Raw genomic sequence first — 22,309 nt, forward strand, 5'->3', positions numbered from 1 at the left:
TCCGTAAATTGAAGTTAATGTTGACTACAGACCTGATTAGAGGCCTCATCTAAAGCAGCTTTAAGCTGGATGGCAAAAGTATCTGCTTCAGATTTTGTCATTGGTTTGCCATCTTTTTTTGTGACAAAGAAAATATCTTCAGCACGTTCGCCCAAGGTGGCAATTTTGGCGGAGTGAATATCTAAGCCTTGCATCATAAACAAGCCGCCAATTTTGGCAAGTAAACCAGGATGATCTAGTGTGGCAATTTCGACCATGTTTTGATTCAGTGCTGCATTGAACGTCACTTCGACTGTGTTTTCAATGTCAAAATGACGCAATTGACGTGGAATACGACGTTGCATCAGACCTGGATATTTATCTGACTGGCTCAAAGCATTGACCAAAGCCTCAATCACCATTTCTTCACGTTCTGGGTCTGTCAAGAGTGTGCCAAAACGGTCTAAAACCACGTAAGTATCTAAACTAAAGGCTTTAGTTGCAGTAATAATTCGTGCATCCTGAACGTCAAGGTTCATGCGGTCTAAAATGGCGACGGTTGTAGCAAATAAGTTAGGTTGGTCTTGAGTGTAAATAAAGATTTGTACTGCATCTTGTGCTGATTTTCGGTGCGCACGCATGAGCACTAATGGTGCGGGATTATCGCCATGCTCCAAAATTGCACGGGTATGCCATGCAATTTCATCGGCAGATTCTTTAATAAAGTATTCATCGCCCAGTTCTTGCCAGACTTTTTCAACGGCACTGAGTTCAAAATTATTGACCAGTAATTCACTAGCGGCAAACTTGGTGTCTTCAATCAGCATTTGATAATCGACTGGACGCCCAAGCCCTGAACGAATGACATCACGCGCTTGTGTGTAAAGTTGGCGCATTAAAGATGCACGCCATGAGTTCCAAAGCGTTGGATTTGTGGCATTAATATCGGCAACTGTTAAGGTATAGAGATAATCTAAATGCTCCATATCTCCCATTTTTTCGGCAAATTCTTTGACCACATCTGGGTCAGAAATGTCTTTTTTCTGTGCTGTGACTGACATCAATAAGTGATTTTTGACTAACCAAGCCACAAGGTTACATTCACGCTCGGTAAATCCATGTTTACGGCAAAAATCGATAGCATCTACTGCACCAAGCTCACTATGATCACCACGACGACCTTTAGCAATATCATGGAAAATCGCAGCCAAATAAATAATGTCACGACGGGCAAGACGTTGAAATACCGAGCTGACCACAGGAAAATCTTTTGCAAATTCAGGTTCTTTGAAGCGGCTTAAATTGCGGAGCAATAGTAAAATATGGGCATCGACTGTATAAATATGGAATAAGTCATATTGCATTAAGCCTGTAATTTGTCCAAAAGCAGGAATGTAATTGCCCAAAACGCCTAAGCGTTTCATGGTCACCAAGGTATTATACAAACGGTGCGGTGAGCGCAAAATCGCCATAAATAGCGCTTGATGTGTTGGATCATCACGGAAACTTTGGTCAATGCGCTTGGCTGCAAGTGTTAGTAGGCGCAGTGTTCGTGCGCGAATTCCTTCAATTTCAGGGCGATTGGCCAATAAATAGAAAATTTCTAAAATTGCACTTGGTTTTTCTGAGAAAATTTTGTGGTGCTGTACGGCAAGTTTGCCATCGACCAGTTTAAAATTTTCATTAATTTCTTCGATGTTACGTTCATAATTAGGCAAACGCGGGGTAATTACCGACTCATTAAAATAGGCCAGCAACATTTCATTTAAAGTGGAAACTTGCTGTGCAGAGCGATAATAACGCTTCATAAATTGTTCAATTGGGTAATTTTGTGGTTTACCTTCTTCTCGAACATAGCCAAAAGATGCTGCAATATCACGTTGATAATCAAACAATAAACGGTTTTCATCACGTTTAGTTAAACGGTGGAGATGATGACGGATTTCCCATAAAAAGCTTTCGGCTTCTTCGAGTACAGCTAATTCAAACTCTGAAATAAAACCTAAATGCACCAAGTCGTAAATACGATTGACCCGAAAATGGCGTTTGGCAATCCATCCAATCTGGTTGATGTCACGAATACCGCCCGGAGCATTTTTAATATCGGGTTCTAAATTACTTTCGGTGTCATTGTGCTGTGCGTAACGCTTACTTTGTTCCTGCATTTTGGCATCAAAAAAGGTTTTATCTGTCCAAGTTTGCGAAACAATACGACGTGGCCATTTGGCAAGTTGCTGATTTCCCGTAATTAAACGTGCTTCAATCAAGGCGGTTGCAACAGTCAAATCACTGGTTGCCTGAATCACGCAGTCTTGAATAGTCCGCACGCTGGTGGCAGGTTTGAAATTGCCAACATCCCATAAAGACGAAATAAAAGTCGAAATAAGTTGTTCTTGTTCTGCTGTGATCGCATCTTCCGACAACACCATAATATCGACATCAGAATAGGGCAGCATTTCTTTGCGCCCATAGCCACCCACTGCAAATAGGCTCAAATCGGTTTGGTCTAATTCGGCATGTTGCCATAAAAAAGTGAGCGCTTCATCAATCAGGTTAGAACGCGCCAAGATCACTTCACGAATGGATTGTCCATTTTCAAAACATTGTTGTAGCTGATTTTCGACATCGGTGCGCCATTGGTTAATGGCCTGAATGTCATGGTTGCTTTTTACATAATTCAGCAAGGGTAATGTAATGATCATGGACAATTCCGTTATGCAATGACGAGCTTAATTTTGATTTTCGTTTAAATGTACGCGAACAGTGTCCGCAGTATGCTGAGCTAGCTCACGTGCTTGCTCTGTTGTTTCTGCACGCGCAGTCGCAACGCCCATACGACGACGTACAAAACCTTCTGGTTTGCCAAATAAACGTAAATCTGTATCGGGATGTGCTAATGCAAGATTTAGGCCAGAAAATGAAAGATTTGTTGCATCGACACCTGCATAAATCACCGCACTGGCTGCAACGCTATGGCGTGTGGTATTGACAGGTAAGCCTAAAATCGCGCGGGCATGTAATTCGAATTCACTTTGGAATTGTGAAGCCAATGTCACCAAACCTGTGTCGTGTGGACGAGGAGAGACTTCACTGAACCAGACTTTATCGCCTTTCACAAACAGTTCTACACCAAAAATGCCGCAACCACCTAAGGCAGTGGTCACTTTATCCGCAATCCGTTTAGCTTCAGTCAAGGCAGCATCGCTCATGGCTTGAGGTTGCCAGCTTTCTACATAGTCGCCTGCCTCTTGACGGTGACCAATTGGGTCGCAATATGAAGTTTCAATTCTACCTGTTTCTGCGTTTTTAGCACGTACGGTTAATAAGGTAATTTCAAAATCGAAGTCAATTTGTGATTCCACAATCACTGTGCCTTGATTGACGCGTCCACCTGTTTGGGCATATTCCCAAGCGGCATCAACTTCATCAAAACAGGTCACACGCGATTGTCCTTTGCCTGAAGATGACATCACAGGTTTCACAAAGTTGGGATAACCAATGTCATCACACGCAGCACGGAAAGATTCGAGTGAATTGGCAAAGCGATAAGCTGATGTTGGTAAACCTAATTCCTCGGCAGCCAAACGACGTATGCCTTCGCGGTTCATGGTCAAATTTACCGCTTTGGCAGATGGAATGACGGTTGCAATATTTTGCGCTTCAACTTCAAGTAAAACTGATGTCGCAATGGCCTCAATTTCAGGCACAATTAAATTGGGTTGAACTTTTTCAATCAGTTGTTTTAATTCTGTGGCATCTGCCATGTTTAAAGTATAAGCATAATGTGCGACTTGCATGGCTGGCGCATGATCGTAGCGATCGGCGGCATGTACTTCTACGCCTAAGCGTTGCAGTGAAATTACCACCTCTTTACCGAGTTCCCCTGAACCCAATAGCAAAACTTTAAAAGCAGAAGATTGAAGGGGAGTACCAATGGTTACGCTCATGTGAATCGTCCTTGCTAAAGTGGGCTTTTAGCATAGCAGAACTGTTCTATGAGTTAAGCCTTGTTTGCAATAAAATCATGATTTTGTCATCAACTTCAATTGCATTGAGTGTTTTAAAGCAGTTAAGGCCGAATTCTGAAATAGATTATTTGAGCGATTCAACCTCTAAACTTCAGACACACTAGAACGAAAATGGCACATAAGTATAAATTAAACCATAGGTGATGGCCGCGGTAAGCGTGGCAGGTACGATTTTCTTAAACTTAAAATACAAACCTGTGAGTACTAAAAAGCCAATCAACATCGCAAAACTTTTATTGGGTGTTTCAAGCAAAGGTGGCAAGGTTGCAACCACGAGCATAGAGCTAATTGCGGCAATGCCAATGCTGCCCAAAGCGATTTTGAGCCATAACGCACCACGTTGCTGTGAGCCTTGATGAAACTTTTGAATTACAAAGAATGGACCAAAACGTGAGGCAAAATTTGCGATACCGACTACAATACCGACCAAAATAATTTCCAAACTCATGATTTTGCTCCTGTATGTTCAGGGTCGGGTTGTTTTAATACATAGTGTTTAAATAATCCCGCCAAAATACCTGAAGCAATCCCAATAAAAATTGCAGCAGATAAGTCAATAAAATAACAAGCTACGGCAGACACTAAAATGGTGATTCCCACCACAAAGGTGTGTTTCTTTTCAAAAGCGGCCAATAAGAAGCTGAGGAATAAAGCGGGCAATAAAAAGTCGAGTGCTGCTTGTAAAAACTGTGGCATTTTAGTGACTTGATCGGCAAATAATCCACCTAACAAGGAGCCTAATGCCCAAGACATCCAACTAAATAAACTCAGTCCAAGCATCCATGATTCAGACCATTCCTGACGGCGTTGCGACAGTTTAATCATGCCTGAGGCAAAAACTTCATCGGTTAGGCCCCATGACCAAATTGCGGTTTTTTTGAGGTTTAAACGATCTTGAATCAGGTTTTGTAAGGCCGGGCCGTAAAGTAAATGTCGAATATCCAAAGCAATCACTGTTAAAGCAGTCATCCAGATTGAAGTTCCACTGCCTAATAATGCAACGACTAAAAATTGACTTGCCCCTGCATACATTGAGCAAGATAAAAATAAGGCTTCCCATGCACTAAATCCGAATTGAGTGGCAGAAACACCAAAAGCAAAAGAAACAGGTAGATAGGTAAAAATGATTGCCTGACTATCTTTTGCACCTTGCCAAAAACTTGCTGCGGGTACAGTTTGAATATTGTGTACGGACACGACACACCTTGTGGGAGAAAGTTGAACAATGGGTCAAATGAAGATTGTGTATTATACTTGAATTCATTAGCATGATGCCGAATTGTTTGTATGGGCGAACCGATATGTTGAAATTGAAAACACCTGTAATCCTGCTTGCTTCAATGTTATGCAGTAGCCTGTTATTGCAAGCGTGTAGCAATGACAACAACCCGAAAAAAACAGTAGCAATTAAGCCTGCGCCAAAACTTACCAATGATGCGACTGTATATGCTCAAGCCGCGTGGGAATTGATGAATGAAGTTGAGCCATACGTGTATCGTAAACAGCGTAATTTAATTGAAGATAAAGTCCGCAAACCTGCCCGTAAATTAAGTACCGACTGGCGTATTAATGTCAAAATGACCGACTCTGTAACTGAAGGGAAATATGCGCTGTGTCGTAAGGCATTGACCAGTCTGGAAATCTGGGCACGTGCGACGATTGACAGTTCAAGCAGTCTTGCGCAAAAACAAGCTGATTATGAACGGGATAAAAAACAATGTGCTGATGCATTGGTACATCCAGAATTGGGCAATACCGACCCGAAACAAAAGGGCAATGTGATTCAGTCTTAGGTGAATTGAGATTATTTGCATTGATCTGATGCAGAATCTTCCATAAAAAAACCTCGATACTTACATCGAGGTTTTTATTGAATCAATACTTGGCTGCATGCATTGTTGTAAAACTAAGCATTAAAACAATTAAACATTAAAGCGGAAGTGTAAAACATCACCGTCTTGTACGATATAAGTTTTACCTTCTAAGCGCCATTTGCCTGCTTCTTTTGCGCCTGCTTCGCCGTTGTATTGTACGAAATCATCATAAGCAATACATTCAGCACGAATAAAGCCTTTTTCAAAGTCAGTGTGAATTACGCCTGCTGCTTGTGGTGCTGTTGCACCTACTTTCACTGTCCATGCACGGACTTCTTGTACGCCTGCAGTAAAGTAAGTTTGCAGACCTAAAAGCGCATAACCTGCACGAATCACTACGTTCAGACCTGGCTCTTCCATACCAAGAGCTTCTAGGAATTCTGCACGGTCTTCATCTTCAAGCAATGAAATTTCAGCTTCAATTTGGTTGCATAATGGCACCACAATCGCATTTTCTTCTGCAGCAAGTTTTTTAACTGCATCTAAGTGCGGGTTGTTTTCAAAGCCGTCCTCTGCCACGTTGGCAATATACATGGTTGGTTTTAAGGTTAATAAACCAAAACCACGAACCAATTTACGTTCATCATCATCTAAATTGGCTGCACGTGCTGGCTTGCCGTCATCTAGTAAAGGTTGAATTTTTTCTAAAACAGCTTTGGTCGCTACGGCGTCTTTATCGCCACCTTTGGCAGATTTTGCTAAGCGTGTAATGGCTTTGCTCACCGTTTCTAAATCGGCCAAAGCAAGTTCTGTATTGATGGTTGCAATGTCATCTAATGGGTCAATTTTACCATTTACATGAATCACATTTTCATCTTCAAAGCAACGAACCACATGCGCAATCGCATCGGTTTCACGAATGTTGGCAAGGAATTGGTTGCCTAAACCTTCACCTTTAGATGCACCTGCAACCAAACCTGCAATATCTACAAATTCCATCGTGGTGGGTAATACACGTTGTGGATTTACGATTTCTGCCAATTTGTCCAAACGCGAATCTGGCACAGGTACAATGCCTGTATTTGGTTCAATGGTACAGAACGGGAAGTTTTCCGCTGCAATTGCAGCTTTGGTTAAAGCATTAAAAAGCGTAGATTTACCAACGTTTGGCAGGCCCACAATACCACAATTAAAACCCATGAATAACTCACAACGTGTTATTTAAAAATTAGGCACGATTTTACATGAAAGGGCAGATAAAGTCAGGTCATCGAACAGATGTTTCTCCACTCCAGTCTGCTTAGCGTTGTTGGTTGAATGTCTAGCAGGAATTGATTTGAATTGCTGACTGTTTCGCCTGACTTTTGAATAAAAAGTACATTGTAATTATAAGAAGCTATGACTAAAGTATGACATGCACAGTATTGATATTGCTTTGGATATCAAAATTTTAAATATGGAGATTTTATGCGCATCTTATACCAGTTTCCTCTGTCTCATTTTTGTGAGAAAGCTCGCTGGTTATTGGATCATAAAGAATTAGATTATGATGCGCAAAACTTAATTCCAGGTGTACATCGCGCTTTTGCACAATTAAAAACAGGGCAAAATAAATTACCTATTTTACGTGATCAAGAGCGTTGGATAGCAGATTCGACTCAAATTGCTTTATATTTGGATGATGTTTATCCCGAACATGCCTTGTTACGCAGTGATGCTGAGCAATATAAACATGCCTTTGCCATAAATACTTTGGCTGACGAATTGGGGCAGCATGTGCGTCGTTGGGGTTTGGCGCATGCACTATCTGAAAGTGAAGAACCTTTGGAAATTTTAATTGGTGAAAAAGGCTATTTGCGTCAGTTTTCTAAATATTCTAAGCCAATTATTAAAGCTTTGGTGTCTAAGGGTTATCAGCTCGATCAAGATAAAGTCACAGAATCCAAACAGCGGATGGATGAATTAATTATCATTTTAAATCAACATTTGATTGATAATTATGGACGTTATTTTGTAGGTGAGCGTTTGGGTTTAGCCGATATTTCAGTATGTTCGATGCTTGCGCCTATTTTAGAAATTTCAGGTACGCCGTGGGAAAAAGAACACGATGAAGTCATTTCTGAAGAATTTAAAGATTATCAAAAGTATTTGCTAGATTTGCCTTTAGGGCAATATGTTTCGCGTATTTATCAAACTGAGCGTAATGCACGTGTAGATTGGCGCGGTATTTAAATGTTATTGCCTTAAATAAACATCCGCGCAATCTGCGCGTATTTTGGGATACAGATCTCTAAAAACCTAGCAACAAAAATTTAATCAAAGAATTTAAGTGATTCAAATCAAAATTCTGTACCAAGTTTGGCGGCGCATTGTGCTTATTGTTGAGTGCATCTGTATTAATACATTTCTATACACTTTCAAAAAATAGATGGTTAGGATTGTGACAATATATGTACGAAGCTGTTATTTATTGGATTTTTGAAAATTTAGATGTTCAAAACTATAAGTTCAATGAAATCCCGTTTGTCTATGGAGTTGCTCCAAACGTTAAGCGGTTATTTTTATAACCATAAAGATTTTGCTTTACTACTGGAATGAATTTTCAATAAAAATACTTAGTCTGCAAAATAATTCAAGTATAATGGCGGTATATGTTTGATTTTTATCTGATTAGATTGAGTGCTTGAAAAATGGAATTAGATCGCTTCGATAAGCATATTTTAGAAATTTTAAGCAACGAAGATGTCAATTTAAATGAACTTTCCGAGCGGATTAATCTGTCGGTTAGTTCCGTGCATCGCCGTATTAAAAGTCTGATCGATCATAAAATTATTTCAGGTTTAAAGCGTGAAATTAATTATCAAAAATTGGGTTTTAGTTTACATGTGTTGTTGCAGGTATCATTAAGCAAACACGATACTGATATTTTTGCCAAATTTTTGGATGAACTGGAAAGTATTCCTGAAGTGATACGCGCATTTTTGGTGACAGGGCAGACTGCAGATTTTATTGTAGAGGTTGTGGCGCGAGATATGGAAAATTACAGTGAAATTTTACTAAAACGGATTGGTAAAATCGAGCATGTGGCAGGTTTGCATTCTAGCTTTGTGATTAAAGAATATGATGTTTTAAACTGTCATGGTTTATTAAATAAAGTTTAATTTATTAGAATTATTTTGCGTGATCTATAAAAAAACGCACGAGAACGTGCGTTTTTATGAATTGCACTTAGACATATTATGCGTCTAATTGTGCTAAAACATCATCGGAGAATTCCACGTTGGTATATACGTTTTGAACATCATCTAAATCTTCAAGCATATCAATCATTTTCATGATTTTTTTCGCTTGGTCGATGTCCGTAATTTCTGCTTTAGTCGATGGACTCATGACCACTTCAGCATTGTCAGATTTCAAACCTGCTGCTGTTAGCGCATCTTGAACTGTACCAAAAGCTTCTGGCGTGGTAATAACCAAAATGCCATCTTCAGACACTTCGATGTCTTCTGCGCCAGCCTCTAAAGCGACCTCCATCACTTGATCTTCTAAAGATGAATCTTCAAATGAAATTTCACCACGTTTTGTGAATAGAAACGCTACAGAACCATTGGTGCCTAAGTTACCGTCAGTTTTAGAGAAACAGTGACGTACATCTGGCACAGTACGGTTTAAGTTGTCTGTCATGGTTTCTACAATAACAGCAACACCACCTACACCATAACCTTCATATGTTACTTCTTTAAGATCGTCGTTATCTTCACCGCCTGCACCGCGCTGGATGGCACGGTTAATAACGTCACGTGTCATATTAACTGAAAGTGCTTTTTCAACAACAGCACGTAAACGAGGGTTACTTGCCGCATCTGGACCGCCGAGCTTTGCAGCAGTTGTTAATTCACGAATAAATTTGGTAAACAACTTACCACGACTAGCATCTTGTTTGGCTTTACGATGCTTAATGTTGGCCCACTTGGAATGACCCGCCATGCGAACTATGCTCCTTACAGATTGGCAGTATGCCTATCAAAATTGCGCCCATTCTAACATAAGCCCTTTTTTTAGATAAAGGGCAGAGTTTTAGGTTTTTTAACCATTGCTTGGCGCTGTTTTTGGCTCAGGGATAACAATATCTAAGCCTACGTGTTCTTTATATAATTGTTTGATAAGTGCCATATCGTGATCTAAATCTGTCGGATAAATTTTTTCAAAAATCCCGCCTTGTTTGGTTTTTGAGTTGGCATACATTAATACGATAGGCACATTGGCTGCTTTGGCAATATGCCAAAAACCTGTACGAATTGGCTTGCGGACTTCACCTGTTTTTGCACGAGTTGCTTCGGGTGCAATGACCAAATTGAAATTTTCATTTTGATCAAAAAGTTCAACCATTTGCGAAACAATATCTTTGCTAGATTTACGGTCTACTGGAATGCCGCCGATTTTTTCTAAAACAGGTTTAAGCGGCCCTTTGAAAAGCTCTTTTTTAATTAAAGTATGAATTTTAATATCATAAATTTGGAACAGAGCAAGTGAGAGGATTGCATCCATCATTGAGGTGTGTTCAAAACCCACGATCACTTGTTTGTTTTCGAGGACGTTAGGGTCTACCTGATATTGCCATCCTGCAAGTTTGAATGCAGACTCGCCTATAAATTTTTTCAACATAAATATAACAGCTGAAGGATCTGTAAATGCATAATTTCTGCTTGTTTTATATAAGAGTCAACAGAAAAATTGTTTGAAATATAGCAACCTAAAATGATGTGGATGATACATTATATCTTTTATTAGTTTTAATGTTAACGGCTTTGTTGTGTAAACATGTAAACATCTGATTTAAAAGAATTTAATTTTAGGTAAAAATAATCGAAACTTTTTTAAAATGATATAGTTATGAAATTCTTGTTCAACAAAGCCGAAGCGCGTAAAGGGAAGCGTTTAAATATGCATTTGGCAATGTTTCGGAAAGTGAAGGTGTAGTTTTTATATTTCAATAATTAAATTTATCTGTTGACTATCTATACAGCAATTTATGAAAATGGCTTGTGTTTTTTAAAAATCTTCGCTAGTATTCTTTGCGCTTGAACTTGTTGAATTATAACAAATTCAATTTTAGGGCCTATAGCTCAGTTGGTTAGAGCAGCGGACTCATAATCCGTTGGTCGACAGTTCAAGTCTGTCTGGGCCCACCATATAAAACAACCACTTACGTGTACTAATCGTAAGTGGTTTTTTTGTTTTTGTATTCTAGTAAGCAAATGGTAAGCAGCTTAAATCAACATTATTCTTAACTGGTTTTGTTGTATAAAGACTTGAAAAATAGAATTTCCTGTAGTTACTCAAATTTAAGTGACAACATGGGTATGGAGGCGATCTAATTCTGGCATGGCTTAATCACAATTTAAGTCAATACTTTGAGATACGAATTATGATGTATATGATCCCATTTTTTAGATCAGTTTATTACAAGTTTCTACGTAAGCGTCCGCTGAACCTCATAGTTATTTTTTAATTAAGTTAGATTTCCAGCAGTGTGGTCGTAATTCATCTAGTCGGGACACTTTATGTGTTGACAGCCTTTTTAGCATATCACTTAAATAGGCATAGGAATCCAATCCATTCAGCTTTGCTGACTGAATGAGGCGTATCATATTAGCCGCTCACTTACAACTGCGCAGCGAGTCAGTAAACAACCAGTTCTTACGTCCCAAGGCCTACGGACACATCTGATTTTCGAACCCTTACGAAGTAATGCTTCTTAGGTTGATTGGTAAGTTACCATCAACCTGATAGCGGTAGAGTGCCTGCCAGCGTTTTAAGCTTTAGTTGATCGTTCGAACAGTTAGAGAACTCGATAGCCGCGTTAGATGGTGTTGGTTGAGCCATTAATACAGTTGTTCCATGAACGGTTGACTAGGTTGTTGACAGTAGTGGCATGAATCCGCTGATTGACAGCGGTTTCATGCAGCCACCGGCCAATAGGGGGCCATTGGTAACAATCAACATCTAACAGTAAACTCGAAGTCTTCAAGCTTGCTTTTAATAACACAATAAAGCTTGATTTGAGGTATCCATTAAAGCGTTCAACTTTATCTTGATTTGTGCAGAGTAGCGCTTACATATGCTGGGGCGAAAGCCATATTTTTTAGCACAGTCGAGCAGTTTAGGGTTTCAGTATGGTGACTGGTTATAATGTTGCAAGATATTCCCTTAAGATCGATCCTGACCTTTCCTAGATATCCAAGCTCTAAAATTTCTTGGTAGAGTACAACGGCAGGAATCCATTCAGGATAAGGAGTATTTACGCGTTCAAGAAAATAAGGTTTATATGAGTCAAGAATACTTATTCTAGGTTGTAAGCCGATACTGTAGTGTGGACTTTTGCTGTAAATATTTACGCACGGTATTTTTAGATTCCGCAAGTTCTCAACTCATTACCTTAAATAAACCTTGTTTATACAGTGTTTAAACTGTAACTTCTTGCTCCAAAGTTAACATATTTGAGCAGTTCCAAATGACTACTATATTAACTTAGTGGCAGTTTTTAAATGCCGTTAGAGGGATATTTTACACTGCCGCTAAAATATTATAACCAAACCCAATTGATATATTAACTTAACCTATTGAGATGTTGTCATAATGGGGTTAATTAATTGTATGATAAATTTTAGGTATAAGCTTATTCATTAGGAAATTGTACTTTTAAATAATCTGGTTTGAGCACCATAGCAAAAAAATTCTCATTACTAAATGATAATTAAAATTATGTGTTTAATATAATAGTTTTTTATAAAATTTCATTTACTCAATAAGATTGTGAATATTTTTTATTAGTTTTTAAAAATTATAAATTTATATATTTTATTGATTGATATTTTAAATTTAATAAGAAAGTGGATAATGAATTGAGATTTATAAGGTGGTTATGTATGGTAATTCTTCGGAATTGAGTGGTGTTGAAGATAGATGTGATTGACTGTCCTTAAGAAGGTACTCGTTTTACTTTTGTTGTTTCATACTTTTTTTAAAAATATCTTATATAAATCAATATTATAATTGTTTTGTTAATTTTTAAAATTTTATTTAGTAGTATAGGATCATAAAAAAATCAGATATATATATATAAATTAATTAAAAAATTTAGTTTTATGTAAATGTATTAAACCAGATATCTTAATCAACATGAAACATAAAGTTAAACAAATTACTCAAGATAGATTATTGCTATCTACTAGTGAGGCTGCTCGTTTATTAGGGTATGCAGAACAAACATTACGTAAATGGGCATTGTATGAAAACGGACCAATAAGTCCTATTAGGCATGGTCGCAGTCTTCGATGGAGTAAAGCAGAAGTCTATAAATTTGCTTGTGTCAAAGAAGAAGTCTAGAAAAATTGAGATAGTTTTTCATGCTATTGGCGTTCACTCTATTTAGAGGTAAAAAGCACACAATAACAAGAAATACTATCTCATCCATAAAATTTATATACCTATTTTTTAAGAAATATCATCAGCTTAAATTGGATTTAGATTTAGGCTCTAGGCTTTGTCATGCTCAAAAAAAGTCTTAATGAAATTTTTATAGGGTAGGATTTGGAGTTAATAATGTCCAAAAAATATTCAAAATCAAAGCAAAAAGTCAAACATCGTAGTACGAGTCACTCGAAGATTGTGGTTGAAAAAACTCAATTGGACATACTTAAGACTGTACTTAATCAAACTGGCTCTAGTGTAACCCTGCAAAAGAAGGTCCAGGGCCAAATACTTACTTCAATTGCTAAACGAATCAGTGACGATCTTGAATGTTTTAAAACAGCATGTGCTTATTTACCGGATTCGATCAAGCAAGATCAGAAGGTTTGGGTTGAGGCTCAAACAAGTTATGTTTTTTGGTTCGAGCTTTTTCATTATTTAAAAAGTGCTTCAATTAAGAAGGAATCAAGAAATTATTTGTTTAACAGGATTTTTGAATATTTAAACCAAAAAGATAAGACGGAAATAAGGTTTTATATTAATAAGGAGGTGTTTAAAAAACGTGGATATTCTAATCATGAAAAATTATATAAAAGTGATTTTGTGAAATTTTTTAAATTGCCTAAGAATTTCAATGAATATTAAGAGTTATTTTGGAGTTAATTAAAATGAGTGAAATTTTAAATCAGGAAGATCTTGAAAATTATTGTAATGATTTTGAGAAAAAAATTTCTGGATATAGTGAAAGAATAGCGGTTTTAAATTTTGAATATGTTCAAGATTTTCATTTGAGTTTTATAGATAAAGATAGTTTTGAAATTCTAATAGATCGCTGTGAGATGTTGTATTTTAATATTTGCAGATATCAGCAAAGAACTAAATATAAGCATATATTGGGGTTTTTGAGTGTCTCGATGCTATGCAATAATTCTAAAAAATTAAATAATGGTACTCGAATTGAGATAAATAATAAAACTTTTGAAATTTTAAATTATGTAATGTTTTTGTCTGGATTGCTTTTGAAGCTTGATGATTCAGAATTAAAAGTCCAAAGAATAAACTATACATTGTACTTATTACTTAGAGTGGTGGGTAAAAACTTTGATAAATGTGTAGATGATGTATTAACCAATCTTGTTTTCTATTTTAGAGCAATTATAGATGTTGATCCATTAAAGCTTTCGAAAAAAGAATTTAGTAATTATGCTAAACATCACAAAGACCGAACAATTGCTACTTGTCTAGTTTTCAATGCACAGAAAAATAATCAGATTGAAAAATCATTAAATCGCTATTTAGATGAATATAGGGTGGCTGTTGAAAATCTCTACTATGATGAAAAAGTACAGGTGAATAGAAAAAAAGCTCAACCCTCACTTGAGGAAACAGAGGTTTCTATTTTAAGTTTCATTGCCCCACCTTTGATCACAGAAGGCTTCTCGGATTATTCGGATGCTCGTGCAAAGGATGATGATGATGAAAATGAAGATATAAAAAAACGTGAATATGATTTTAGTCAAGATGAGAGTACACGCAGAGTATCCTCTTTTGTTGATCATCAAGTATTGCGTCGATACCTCGATCATGTACACGAACCGACTGTGAGTAATGTTTATTATATTGACCCACCTTTTTTGAAAGTTATTTATCAGGTCTTACATGACGAACTACAGAACAATAAAGACATAGAAAAATCTGCCATGGCTGCCTGTTTCTTAATGTCATTATGTACAGGAATGAGTGCTGTTGTCTTTCAATATATTGATTACTTTTTTGAAATTAAGAAATTAAAACATTCTTCTGGTCGTGATTATTATTTATGGACCGTCGATGCCGATGTTAATAAAAAGTTGGAGGGAGAAATTGCAAAAAAAGGAAATAGGCAGAATAAACATTCCAGTTGGACATTCCAAATTCCTGCAATGTGGATTGATCGAATCAAAAAAGCGCAACTAAGTGGCTATACAAACACCGATTTTAATCAGTATTTGAAAGAGTGTTTCTTTGGTTATTGTATTGGAAATCTATCTGTTACTCATATCGCCTCGCAGCTTTCATTTCATTTACATCGAATTTGTGAAGATGATTTACAAAAGAATTTTCTCATTGGTAAACAAGTTTCACATCAACCTGATCTGGCATACGGTGGTTTTTCTTATAAACAGTTAAATGATTCGTATGAGAAATACGTATGGCTTTGGTTTCAGAATAAACATGAGAGTCATGTGCTAGATCGTCCTCAATTCATTCAAGCTAAAAGTGATGAACGTGTAGGAAGTCAGCGAGCTTGGTCATTTAATCAGGCGAAAAAATTCTTAAATTCACTGAACAACCAGGTCATTGAGGTATTGAGGGATAAGAAATCAATTGAAGAACGATTTAATGCTTTCAGTGTCTGGATTTGGATTTGTTGTCTTTTATCCTCAGGAGCACGCCCAGCAATTGCTGCATCGAGTATCAAGGAGAACTATGACTTCATTACAGGCATAGTCTACATTCATGATAAAAATAGCCAATCACGACGTCATGGCCGCTTTTCACCACTGACTGAATTTTATGCTAACGAATTAAAGCTTTATGAAAAATTCATTATAGACCTTATGGATTCAGGGATGTTAACTAAAAGTGAGGATAACTACTATCTTCATTATTGGAAGAAAAATGCAGGATTCATGAATATAAAAATAAGTCCTTTAACTCAGAAAGATGTGGCTTCTTACCTTGCACAGAACTTCCCTGAAATAGGGCCGTTATACCCCAATTGGATTCGACATTTTGTAAGAAATACCCTTGATTTGCCAGATGCAGTTTTCAAGTCATGGTATGCGCATGATCAACAAGGTGAAATTGGATTTTCTAAATCATCATCTTTACAGCCATATGCTTACAAAACTCAAATTCAGGATGCTTTAAGCAAGCTTTTTAAAGATCTTGAACTCATATCTGTGGGGATTTCTTTATGAATAATGAAAAATTAGAGAGATTTTCAAAATTAAAGCAAGAATTGGAATCTATGGCAAAGAGCATATTTGAAAGTATTTCAAATATGCTAGTTGAAGAGGTTGTGGAGCATAATTTAAAGCTTAAGCTTGACGATAAAATTAAAGAGAAGATATATAAGGCGAGAGCCAAAGTTAATAAATACTTCAAATCACTAAAATTGGATGCTGATGAGTTAAAAGCTGGATGGCAATATTGGTCAGATTTATGTGTTCAAAATAAACATGAGGTTGAATCAAAGATACAATGGTTGGCTGGTAATTATGATATACCACTGATTCAAACCAGCTCTTTCCCACCTAATATCAAAGATATTGAATCTACGCAAACTAAACTGCAGAGTGGAAGGGAATTACATGATTTTAAGCTAAAGCTGTATGATTTTTGAGGGCGTTCAAAATTCTGTGTCAGTAAATTTGACTAGATTTTAATTATATCATCTAATCGACCTTCAAAGTAAATGGATAATTGAGTAATCGTTTGTCCCCATTCCTGAATAGGCATTGTCCATTTTTCTGATGCCTGTTGAATACCAATATACAGTAATTTCATCAGACTATCCTCATTGGGGAAAGCTCCTTTGGTTTTGGTTAGTTTGCGGAATTGACGATGTACGGCTTCAACGGCATTGGTGGTGTAAATCGGCTTCCTAATCGCTTTAGGGTATTTGAAATAGGCGAGGGCGTTCAAAATTCTGTGTCAGTAAATTTGACTAGATTTTAATTATATCATCTAATCGACCTTCAAAGTAAATGGATAATTGAGTAATCGTTTGTCCCCATTCCTGAATAGGCATTGTCCATTTTTCTGATGCCTGTTGAATACCAATATACAGTAATTTCATCAGACTATCCTCATTGGGGAAAGCTCCTTTGGTTTTGGTTAGTTTGCGGAATTGACGATGTACGGCTTCAACGGCATTGGTGGTGTAAATCGGCTTCCTAATCGCTTTAGGGTATTTGAAATAGGCGGATAGTAGATGCCATTTGGTACGCCATGACTGAATGACCACACCATATTTTTCGCCCCATTTTTCTTCTAGCTCATCCAGTGCTACTTCTGCCGCCCCTTTGGTATCAGCACGGTAAATTGGCTTTAAATCAGCCATAAATGCCTTCTGATCTTTACTGGCAACATAGCGTAAAGAATTACGAATTTGATGAACGATACACAGTTGTATTTCTGTTTGAGGGTAAATCGCTGCTATGGCTTCGGGGAAACCTTTTAGTCCATCTACACAGGCAATCAGAATATCCTGAACACCACGATTTTGTAGGTCTGTCAGTACACTAAGCCAATGGTTCGCCCCTTCGCTTTCCGATAAATACAAGCCGAGTAGTTCCTTCTTACCTTCAACATTTAAAGCTAAAATGGTATAGATCGCTTTACTCACATAAACACCTTTATCCTTCACTTTGTAATGTATGGCATCTAACCAAACAAAGGGATAAATTGTATCGAGTGGGCGTTGTTTCCATGCTTGTAACTGAGGGAGGAGCTTATCTGTAATATTGGTGATAGCACCATCTGAAATCTCCAATCCATACATATCAGCAACATGCTTTTGAATATCACGATAGCTCATACCAAGTGCATAGAGTGATATGATTTTATTGTCAATTTCTTCTGATAATTTGGTCTGGTTCTTTTTAACTAACTGTGGCTCAAATTCACCATTTCGATCTCTAGGGGTTTCAAGCTCAAATGAACCTGATGTAGATTTTACTGTCTTGCGAGTATAGCCATTGCGGCGATTACCTTGTTTCGGATTCGCTTCAATGTAATTCTCGATTTCTGCTTCAAGAGCAGCTTCGGTCAGTTGTTTAATTAAAGGGGTGAGTATGCCATTTTCTCCAGTCAGTGCTTGTCCTGACTGGAGTTGTTTTAAGGCTGTTTCAAAATCAAATGTAGTTGCCATAATGCATCATTCCTGTTTTTAACAGTTTAAGGAAATGACACAGTTTTTTGAACACTACCAAATAGGCGGATAGTAGATGCCATTTGGTACGCCATGACTGAATGACCACACCATATTTTTCGCCCCATTTTTCTTCTAGCTCATCCAGTGCTACTTCTGCCGCCCCTTTGGTATCAGCACGGTAAATTGGCTTTAAATCAGCCATAAATGCCTTCTGATCTTTACTGGCAACATAGCGTAAAGAATTACGAATTTGATGAACGATACACAGTTGTATTTCTGTTTGAGGGTAAATCGCTGCTATGGCTTCGGGGAAACCTTTTAGTCCATCTACACAGGCAATCAGAATATCCTGAACACCACGATTTTGTAGGTCTGTCAGTACACTAAGCCAATGGTTCGCCCCTTCGCTTTCCGATAAATACAAGCCGAGTAGTTCCTTCTTACCTTCAACATTTAAAGCTAAAATGGTATAGATCGCTTTACTCACATAAACACCTTTATCCTTCACTTTGTAATGTATGGCATCTAACCAAACAAAGGGATAAATTGTATCGAGTGGGCGTTGTTTCCATGCTTGTAACTGAGGGAGGAGCTTATCTGTAATATTGGTGATAGCACCATCTGAAATCTCCAATCCATACATATCAGCAACATGCTTTTGAATATCACGATAGCTCATACCAAGTGCATAGAGTGATATGATTTTATTGTCAATTTCTTCTGATAATTTGGTCTGGTTCTTTTTAACTAACTGTGGCTCAAATTCACCATTTCGATCTCTAGGGGTTTCAAGCTCAAATGAACCTGATGTAGATTTTACTGTCTTGCGAGTATAGCCATTGCGGCGATTACCTTGTTTCGGATTCGCTTCAATGTAATTCTCGATTTCTGCTTCAAGAGCAGCTTCGGTCAGTTGTTTAATTAAAGGGGTGAGTATGCCATTTTCTCCAGTCAGTGCTTGTCCTGACTGGAGTTGTTTTAAGGCTGTTTCAAAATCAAATGTAGTTGCCATAATGCATCATTCCTGTTTTTAACAGTTTAAGGAAATGACACAGTTTTTTGAACACTACCTGATTTTTGGCAAAAGCAATTACCGCATTGGCTTAAGACAAGTAAATTCAATCCGTATGCGACATTCGAACAAAAACAATTTCTACTTCGTCAGTTCTTATTGGCTCTCATTTTTGACTGTGGATGTCGGACACGAGCTGATTTGCTCTCAATTTTAAAATCAGTGAGGGAAACATATTCGAATGATAGAGTTTCCCCATTTGAATTATCTGGTGGTCTTGTATCTGTATATGGTAAAGATATTTCAAAATTTGCTTGCTTATATAGTTATCCTCTAGAAAATTCGTCTTATGCAAATTTAATTTACGATGAAAAATCATACCAAGTTAAACAAATTTATCTGACCCCAATGAGTTTTTTGATGTTGATTCGACTTGTAAACGAGATTGAGTTAGAAACACAACCAGAAAAAAGACAAGTAGATCAAGAATTGGTACAATTGATTGATTCTATAATCAATCTAAATAGGGAAATGTTAGATCAAAAAATCTTATCGGGCTTACAAGATGTAGATCACGAACATGCTGTTATTAAAATTTTTTCAAAGAATAGATATAAGCTTTTTGATCATTTAGATTACGTGCAATATTTTGGAACGAAAAATACATTAGATGGTTTTCTTATTGCTTTATCTAAGGGAGTTTTTAATTACTCGGCGCTTTCTTATTCATCCTTAAAAGCACTGGAAGGAATTGATAAACATCGCAGTACTCAGACGTCTAAAAAAAAGAGCATCAATCAAGCTGTTGTAGATAATTTTTACTATACGGAATTGAAGAAGGCTAAGTTGGAGCAGATTCGAAATTTGAATACTGATTATCACTGTGCCGCAGATATTAAAAAGAGTTTAGTAAGAAACTTGGATGTTAATAACGTGAGTGTGAGTGAAGTTATAGCTGAATTTTCAAAGGATCTTAGCTTGCTTCAAAACAGTTATTCTTCCCAGCAATATAGCTCGTCAAAAGATATCGCTCTTGTTAGTGTTCAGATTGTGGTGATTACTTGGTATTTGGAGTGCCTGAAAGAAATAAAATCGATTGACTCTGGTAAAAATAAAAAAGGTATTAAGCTGAGTTCTTTAGATACCTATAAATCATCATTTATTGACGAACTGTTTCTATATGTTGTGAGTAATGATTTAGACCTTCAAGTCATAGATGAAGAAGAATTTGAAGAGATCTACAGTCATATTTTGGCTGTCAAATCCATTGGCGATCGTAGCAAGAAAAACAGAAAACATTCACAAAATGGGAGGGAGATTAAACATAATAGTTATGGGCATGCGGTAAGTAATCTAAAAAAATTTCACAATAGCTTAATACGTAATTTTGGTGCTCCTCGTGTTAATTATTTAGATCAACTGCAATCAACTGATTTGCAAGTGTGTAGAACGTCCTATGTTACTCCAGTAATGTTTAATCAATTTAAAAATTTAATAGCTATCCAAACTCAGTTGACCAAAGACCAGAAGAATATCCTTAAAGTCATTTGTACCCTTGCGTATAGAACGGGGCTAAGACTCAATGAAATTTTGGGATTAAAGTTAAGTGATTTAGCTATGATAAATTTTAAATATAAAACAATTGGTTATGATCCTCATTATTATTTTATCAATGAAAAACATGAAATTTGCAAAATTTTTATCCACAATAATTATACTCGTCAGATTAAAACCACTAATGCAAAACGGGGAATGTGCCTGGATCAATTACTGACTAAAGCTGAGTTAATGTCAGTTATTCATTTGATTAACAAAAAAATGAAGGTGCCTATTAATCAAAATACATTAGGTGCCAAAGATTGTTTGATTTTCTCTGAAGAGGGTGGGAGTATTTCACCTCGATCTGTGAGTCAATTGATTAAGAAGATATTTGATCAGTTATTGTTGAACCAAGCACACGACTATTCATTTCATAGCTTTAGGCACACTGCTGCGACCAATCTAGCTTTAGTTTTGAAAGGAACAGATTCACTGATCAAATCTTGGACTGATTATTCACCAGAGCAAGTTCGCAAAATTAAAACTTATCTACTTTCGAGCTTAGATAATACTGGTGTTCGTACTGATGTATGGAGGAAACTGGCTCATCTTATGGGGCATTCTTCTATTGAAATGACGGTAAATCATTATTTACATTTTGGACCATTATTGGTTGCTGATGCGCTATGTATAGAAGAGAGTAAAGTATCTGCAAAAATAGTCAGAGCTTTATTGCCGGTTAAATTATTTAGTAAACAGTTAAATACATCGCAAGTGACAGAAAAAATTACTCTAAAAAGTATTGTAGAAAAATTGAATTCAAGCTCGAGAATAATTCAAGAAATGATATTTCCAGATCGTTTTATTACTTATGTCGCAGAGCAAGAGGTGATCGAAGAAGATCAAGACATGATGGTAAGACGTCAGCTTATGGCAAGCTTCAATCATATTTTGAACGCTCTATCAGGTAGAGAGGAGGATACTTTAATCAGTACAATAGGGAGTAAAGTAGCTGTAAAACTCTATGCAAATCGTCACTTTCAACATGATGAAAACTGTAGTCCAAATAACACTTTGGACAAGCTCTTAAAGTATATTGATAAAAATCGAACAGGTAATTTACTAGTTGAAAATAATTATAAAATTTTCAATATATTAATGAGAAATCATTTCATCCTTGACTATTTTGAGCACCGTGTACATCTTATAGATGCACGTATGGAAGTGTATATTCAAAGCAAACAAGATCTTCAGGATTTTGGTAAATTCTGTCGCGAGTTAAAGGTCATTTATAAGCAAGTTTTTCATGAAAAAATAAAAATATCTAAACTTTCATGGAAGGAGATTGAAACTGAGTTGAAATTGGCTAAAAAGAAAAAAGAGATAAGTCTGAAAATTAGTAATAACAATTATAAAGATAATACCTGCCAGAAAATTTTGAGTGATTTATTTTTAGCAGTCGTCTATCGGAGATGGAAGATAAATCAAACTAAGACTTAATTGCAGCGTTAAATAATTTAACGATTATCGAAATTGGATGCCT

The 22,309-nt window shown here is 36.8% G+C and carries 16 protein-coding genes, 1 tRNA gene and 4 pseudogenes; 9 read left to right on the forward strand and 12 right to left on the reverse strand.

Features of this window, described 5'->3' with window-relative positions; all coding sequences use genetic code 11:
* Positions 1-14: 14 nt before the first annotated feature.
* The 4 genes from glnD to AC0T5Z_RS05660 form a co-directional block, all read right to left on the reverse strand.
* Positions 15-2,681: a [protein-PII] uridylyltransferase gene (gene glnD, locus AC0T5Z_RS05645; RefSeq protein WP_291339627.1), complete on the reverse strand. Its 2,667-nt coding sequence runs from the start codon at positions 2,679-2,681 to the stop codon at positions 15-17.
* 27 nt (positions 2,682-2,708) lie between these two features.
* Positions 2,709-3,926 carry a formate-dependent phosphoribosylglycinamide formyltransferase gene (purT, locus tag AC0T5Z_RS05650; RefSeq protein WP_435337623.1) on the reverse strand — a complete coding sequence of 406 codons (1,218 nt, stop codon included), beginning with the start codon at positions 3,924-3,926 and terminating at the stop codon, positions 2,709-2,711.
* A gap of 181 nt (positions 3,927-4,107) precedes the next feature.
* Positions 4,108-4,455: an L-valine transporter subunit YgaH gene (ygaH, locus tag AC0T5Z_RS05655; protein ID WP_435337622.1), complete on the reverse strand. Its 348-nt coding sequence runs from the start codon at positions 4,453-4,455 to the stop codon at positions 4,108-4,110.
* Positions 4,452-5,204, reverse strand: coding sequence for an AzlC family ABC transporter permease (locus tag AC0T5Z_RS05660; RefSeq protein WP_414630594.1), 753 nt, complete (start codon positions 5,202-5,204; stop codon positions 4,452-4,454). Before AC0T5Z_RS05660 ends, ygaH begins: the two co-directional genes overlap by 4 nt.
* A gap of 104 nt (positions 5,205-5,308) precedes the next feature.
* Here AC0T5Z_RS05660 and AC0T5Z_RS05665 point away from each other — a divergent pair, with 104 nt between their 5' ends.
* Positions 5,309-5,800, forward strand: coding sequence for a hypothetical protein (locus AC0T5Z_RS05665; protein WP_435337621.1), 492 nt, complete (start codon positions 5,309-5,311; stop codon positions 5,798-5,800).
* 129 nt (positions 5,801-5,929) lie between these two features.
* On the opposite strand, the gene ychF is transcribed toward AC0T5Z_RS05665, so the two are convergent.
* Positions 5,930-7,021 carry a redox-regulated ATPase YchF gene (ychF, locus tag AC0T5Z_RS05670; RefSeq protein ID WP_291339619.1) on the reverse strand — a complete coding sequence of 364 codons (1,092 nt, stop codon included), beginning with the start codon at positions 7,019-7,021 and terminating at the stop codon, positions 5,930-5,932.
* A gap of 267 nt (positions 7,022-7,288) precedes the next feature.
* Here ychF and AC0T5Z_RS05675 point away from each other — a divergent pair, with 267 nt between their 5' ends.
* Positions 7,289-8,053, forward strand: coding sequence for a glutathione S-transferase family protein (locus tag AC0T5Z_RS05675; protein ID WP_291339617.1), 765 nt, complete (start codon positions 7,289-7,291; stop codon positions 8,051-8,053).
* Positions 8,054-8,511: 458 nt separating this feature from the next.
* Positions 8,512-8,982 carry an Lrp/AsnC family transcriptional regulator gene (locus AC0T5Z_RS05680; protein WP_291339615.1) on the forward strand — a complete coding sequence of 157 codons (471 nt, stop codon included), beginning with the start codon at positions 8,512-8,514 and terminating at the stop codon, positions 8,980-8,982.
* A gap of 76 nt (positions 8,983-9,058) precedes the next feature.
* On the opposite strand, the gene AC0T5Z_RS05685 is transcribed toward AC0T5Z_RS05680, so the two are convergent.
* Together AC0T5Z_RS05685 and AC0T5Z_RS05690 are read right to left on the reverse strand one after the other, a co-directional pair.
* Positions 9,059-9,808 carry a YebC/PmpR family DNA-binding transcriptional regulator gene (locus tag AC0T5Z_RS05685; protein ID WP_291339613.1) on the reverse strand — a complete coding sequence of 250 codons (750 nt, stop codon included), beginning with the start codon at positions 9,806-9,808 and terminating at the stop codon, positions 9,059-9,061.
* 99 nt (positions 9,809-9,907) lie between these two features.
* The gene (locus tag AC0T5Z_RS05690) at positions 9,908-10,486 is read right to left on the reverse strand and encodes a 1-acyl-sn-glycerol-3-phosphate acyltransferase (protein WP_291339611.1); all 579 of its coding nucleotides are present in this window, start codon (positions 10,484-10,486) and stop codon (positions 9,908-9,910) included.
* Between the two features lie 450 nt (positions 10,487-10,936).
* Between AC0T5Z_RS05690 and AC0T5Z_RS05695 the strand changes: the two genes are divergently transcribed.
* A tRNA-Ile gene (locus AC0T5Z_RS05695) sits at positions 10,937-11,013 on the forward strand.
* Positions 11,014-11,322: 309 nt separating this feature from the next.
* Here the strand turns inward: AC0T5Z_RS05695 and AC0T5Z_RS05700 are convergent.
* Both AC0T5Z_RS05700 and AC0T5Z_RS05705 read right to left on the reverse strand, forming a co-directional pair.
* A pseudogene (locus AC0T5Z_RS05700) lies at positions 11,323-11,763 on the reverse strand (transposase domain-containing protein); the annotation flags it as partial.
* Positions 11,748-12,283: pseudogene (locus tag AC0T5Z_RS05705) on the reverse strand (IS21 family transposase); the annotation flags it as partial. The pseudogenes AC0T5Z_RS05705 and AC0T5Z_RS05700, both read right to left, overlap by 16 nt.
* Before the next feature lie 720 nt (positions 12,284-13,003).
* Here AC0T5Z_RS05705 and AC0T5Z_RS05710 point away from each other — a divergent pair.
* The 4 genes from AC0T5Z_RS05710 to AC0T5Z_RS05725 all read left to right on the forward strand — a co-directional run bounded on the left by AC0T5Z_RS05710 (position 13,004) and on the right by AC0T5Z_RS05725 (position 16,682).
* Positions 13,004-13,210, forward strand: a complete 207-nt coding sequence (locus AC0T5Z_RS05710; protein WP_010111312.1) for a helix-turn-helix domain-containing protein — start codon at positions 13,004-13,006, stop codon at positions 13,208-13,210.
* A 216-nt stretch (positions 13,211-13,426) separates the two neighbouring features.
* The gene (locus tag AC0T5Z_RS05715) at positions 13,427-13,939 is read left to right on the forward strand and encodes a hypothetical protein (RefSeq protein WP_131262052.1); all 513 of its coding nucleotides are present in this window, start codon (positions 13,427-13,429) and stop codon (positions 13,937-13,939) included.
* Between the two features lie 23 nt (positions 13,940-13,962).
* The gene (locus AC0T5Z_RS05720) at positions 13,963-16,257 is read left to right on the forward strand and encodes a hypothetical protein (protein ID WP_435337620.1); all 2,295 of its coding nucleotides are present in this window, start codon (positions 13,963-13,965) and stop codon (positions 16,255-16,257) included.
* Positions 16,254-16,682 carry a hypothetical protein gene (locus AC0T5Z_RS05725; RefSeq protein WP_435337619.1) on the forward strand — a complete coding sequence of 143 codons (429 nt, stop codon included), beginning with the start codon at positions 16,254-16,256 and terminating at the stop codon, positions 16,680-16,682. The genes AC0T5Z_RS05720 and AC0T5Z_RS05725 overlap by 4 nt, the downstream gene beginning before the upstream one ends.
* Positions 16,683-16,714: 32 nt before the next feature.
* On the opposite strand, the pseudogene AC0T5Z_RS05730 reads toward AC0T5Z_RS05725, so the two are convergent.
* The 3 genes and pseudogenes from AC0T5Z_RS05730 to AC0T5Z_RS05740 form a co-directional block, all read right to left on the reverse strand.
* A pseudogene (locus AC0T5Z_RS05730) lies at positions 16,715-16,981 on the reverse strand (transposase); the annotation flags it as partial.
* Positions 16,982-17,006: 25 nt separating this feature from the next.
* Positions 17,007-18,212 (reverse strand): IS256 family transposase, encoded by a 1,206-nt coding sequence (locus tag AC0T5Z_RS05735; RefSeq protein WP_160127165.1) that lies wholly within the window; start codon positions 18,210-18,212, stop codon positions 17,007-17,009.
* Between the two features lie 25 nt (positions 18,213-18,237).
* Positions 18,238-19,227: pseudogene (locus AC0T5Z_RS05740) on the reverse strand (IS256 family transposase); the annotation flags it as partial.
* Between the two features lie 159 nt (positions 19,228-19,386).
* Between AC0T5Z_RS05740 and AC0T5Z_RS05745 the strand changes: the two are divergent.
* Entirely contained in the window at positions 19,387-22,266 is a 2,880-nt protein-coding gene (locus AC0T5Z_RS05745; RefSeq protein WP_473786268.1) for a tyrosine-type recombinase/integrase, read from the forward strand.
* Positions 22,267-22,309 lie beyond the last annotated feature (43 nt).

The organism is Acinetobacter pengchengensis, assembly GCF_982235305.1.

Coding starts and splice junctions, on each gene's coding strand:
- AC0T5Z_RS05720 (WP_435337620.1), top strand. CDS start 13,963: ATGAGTGAAATTTTAAATCAGGAAGATCTTGAAAATTATTGTAATGAT.
- AC0T5Z_RS05675 (WP_291339617.1), top strand. CDS start 7,289: ATGCGCATCTTATACCAGTTTCCTCTGTCTCATTTTTGTGAGAAAGCT.
- ychF (WP_291339619.1), bottom strand. CDS start 7,021: ATGGGTTTTAATTGTGGTATTGTGGGCCTGCCAAACGTTGGTAAATCT.
- ygaH (WP_435337622.1), bottom strand. CDS start 4,455: ATGAGTTTGGAAATTATTTTGGTCGGTATTGTAGTCGGTATCGCAAAT.
- AC0T5Z_RS05690 (WP_291339611.1), bottom strand. CDS start 10,486: ATGTTGAAAAAATTTATAGGCGAGTCTGCATTCAAACTTGCAGGATGG.
- AC0T5Z_RS05715 (WP_131262052.1), top strand. CDS start 13,427: ATGTCCAAAAAATATTCAAAATCAAAGCAAAAAGTCAAACATCGTAGT.
- AC0T5Z_RS05680 (WP_291339615.1), top strand. CDS start 8,512: ATGGAATTAGATCGCTTCGATAAGCATATTTTAGAAATTTTAAGCAAC.
- AC0T5Z_RS05725 (WP_435337619.1), top strand. CDS start 16,254: ATGAATAATGAAAAATTAGAGAGATTTTCAAAATTAAAGCAAGAATTG.
- AC0T5Z_RS05735 (WP_160127165.1), bottom strand. CDS start 18,212: ATGGCAACTACATTTGATTTTGAAACAGCCTTAAAACAACTCCAGTCA.
- AC0T5Z_RS05665 (WP_435337621.1), top strand. CDS start 5,309: ATGTTGAAATTGAAAACACCTGTAATCCTGCTTGCTTCAATGTTATGC.
- glnD (WP_291339627.1), bottom strand. CDS start 2,681: ATGATCATTACATTACCCTTGCTGAATTATGTAAAAAGCAACCATGAC.
- AC0T5Z_RS05685 (WP_291339613.1), bottom strand. CDS start 9,808: ATGGCGGGTCATTCCAAGTGGGCCAACATTAAGCATCGTAAAGCCAAA.
- AC0T5Z_RS05710 (WP_010111312.1), top strand. CDS start 13,004: ATGAAACATAAAGTTAAACAAATTACTCAAGATAGATTATTGCTATCT.
- purT (WP_435337623.1), bottom strand. CDS start 3,926: ATGAGCGTAACCATTGGTACTCCCCTTCAATCTTCTGCTTTTAAAGTT.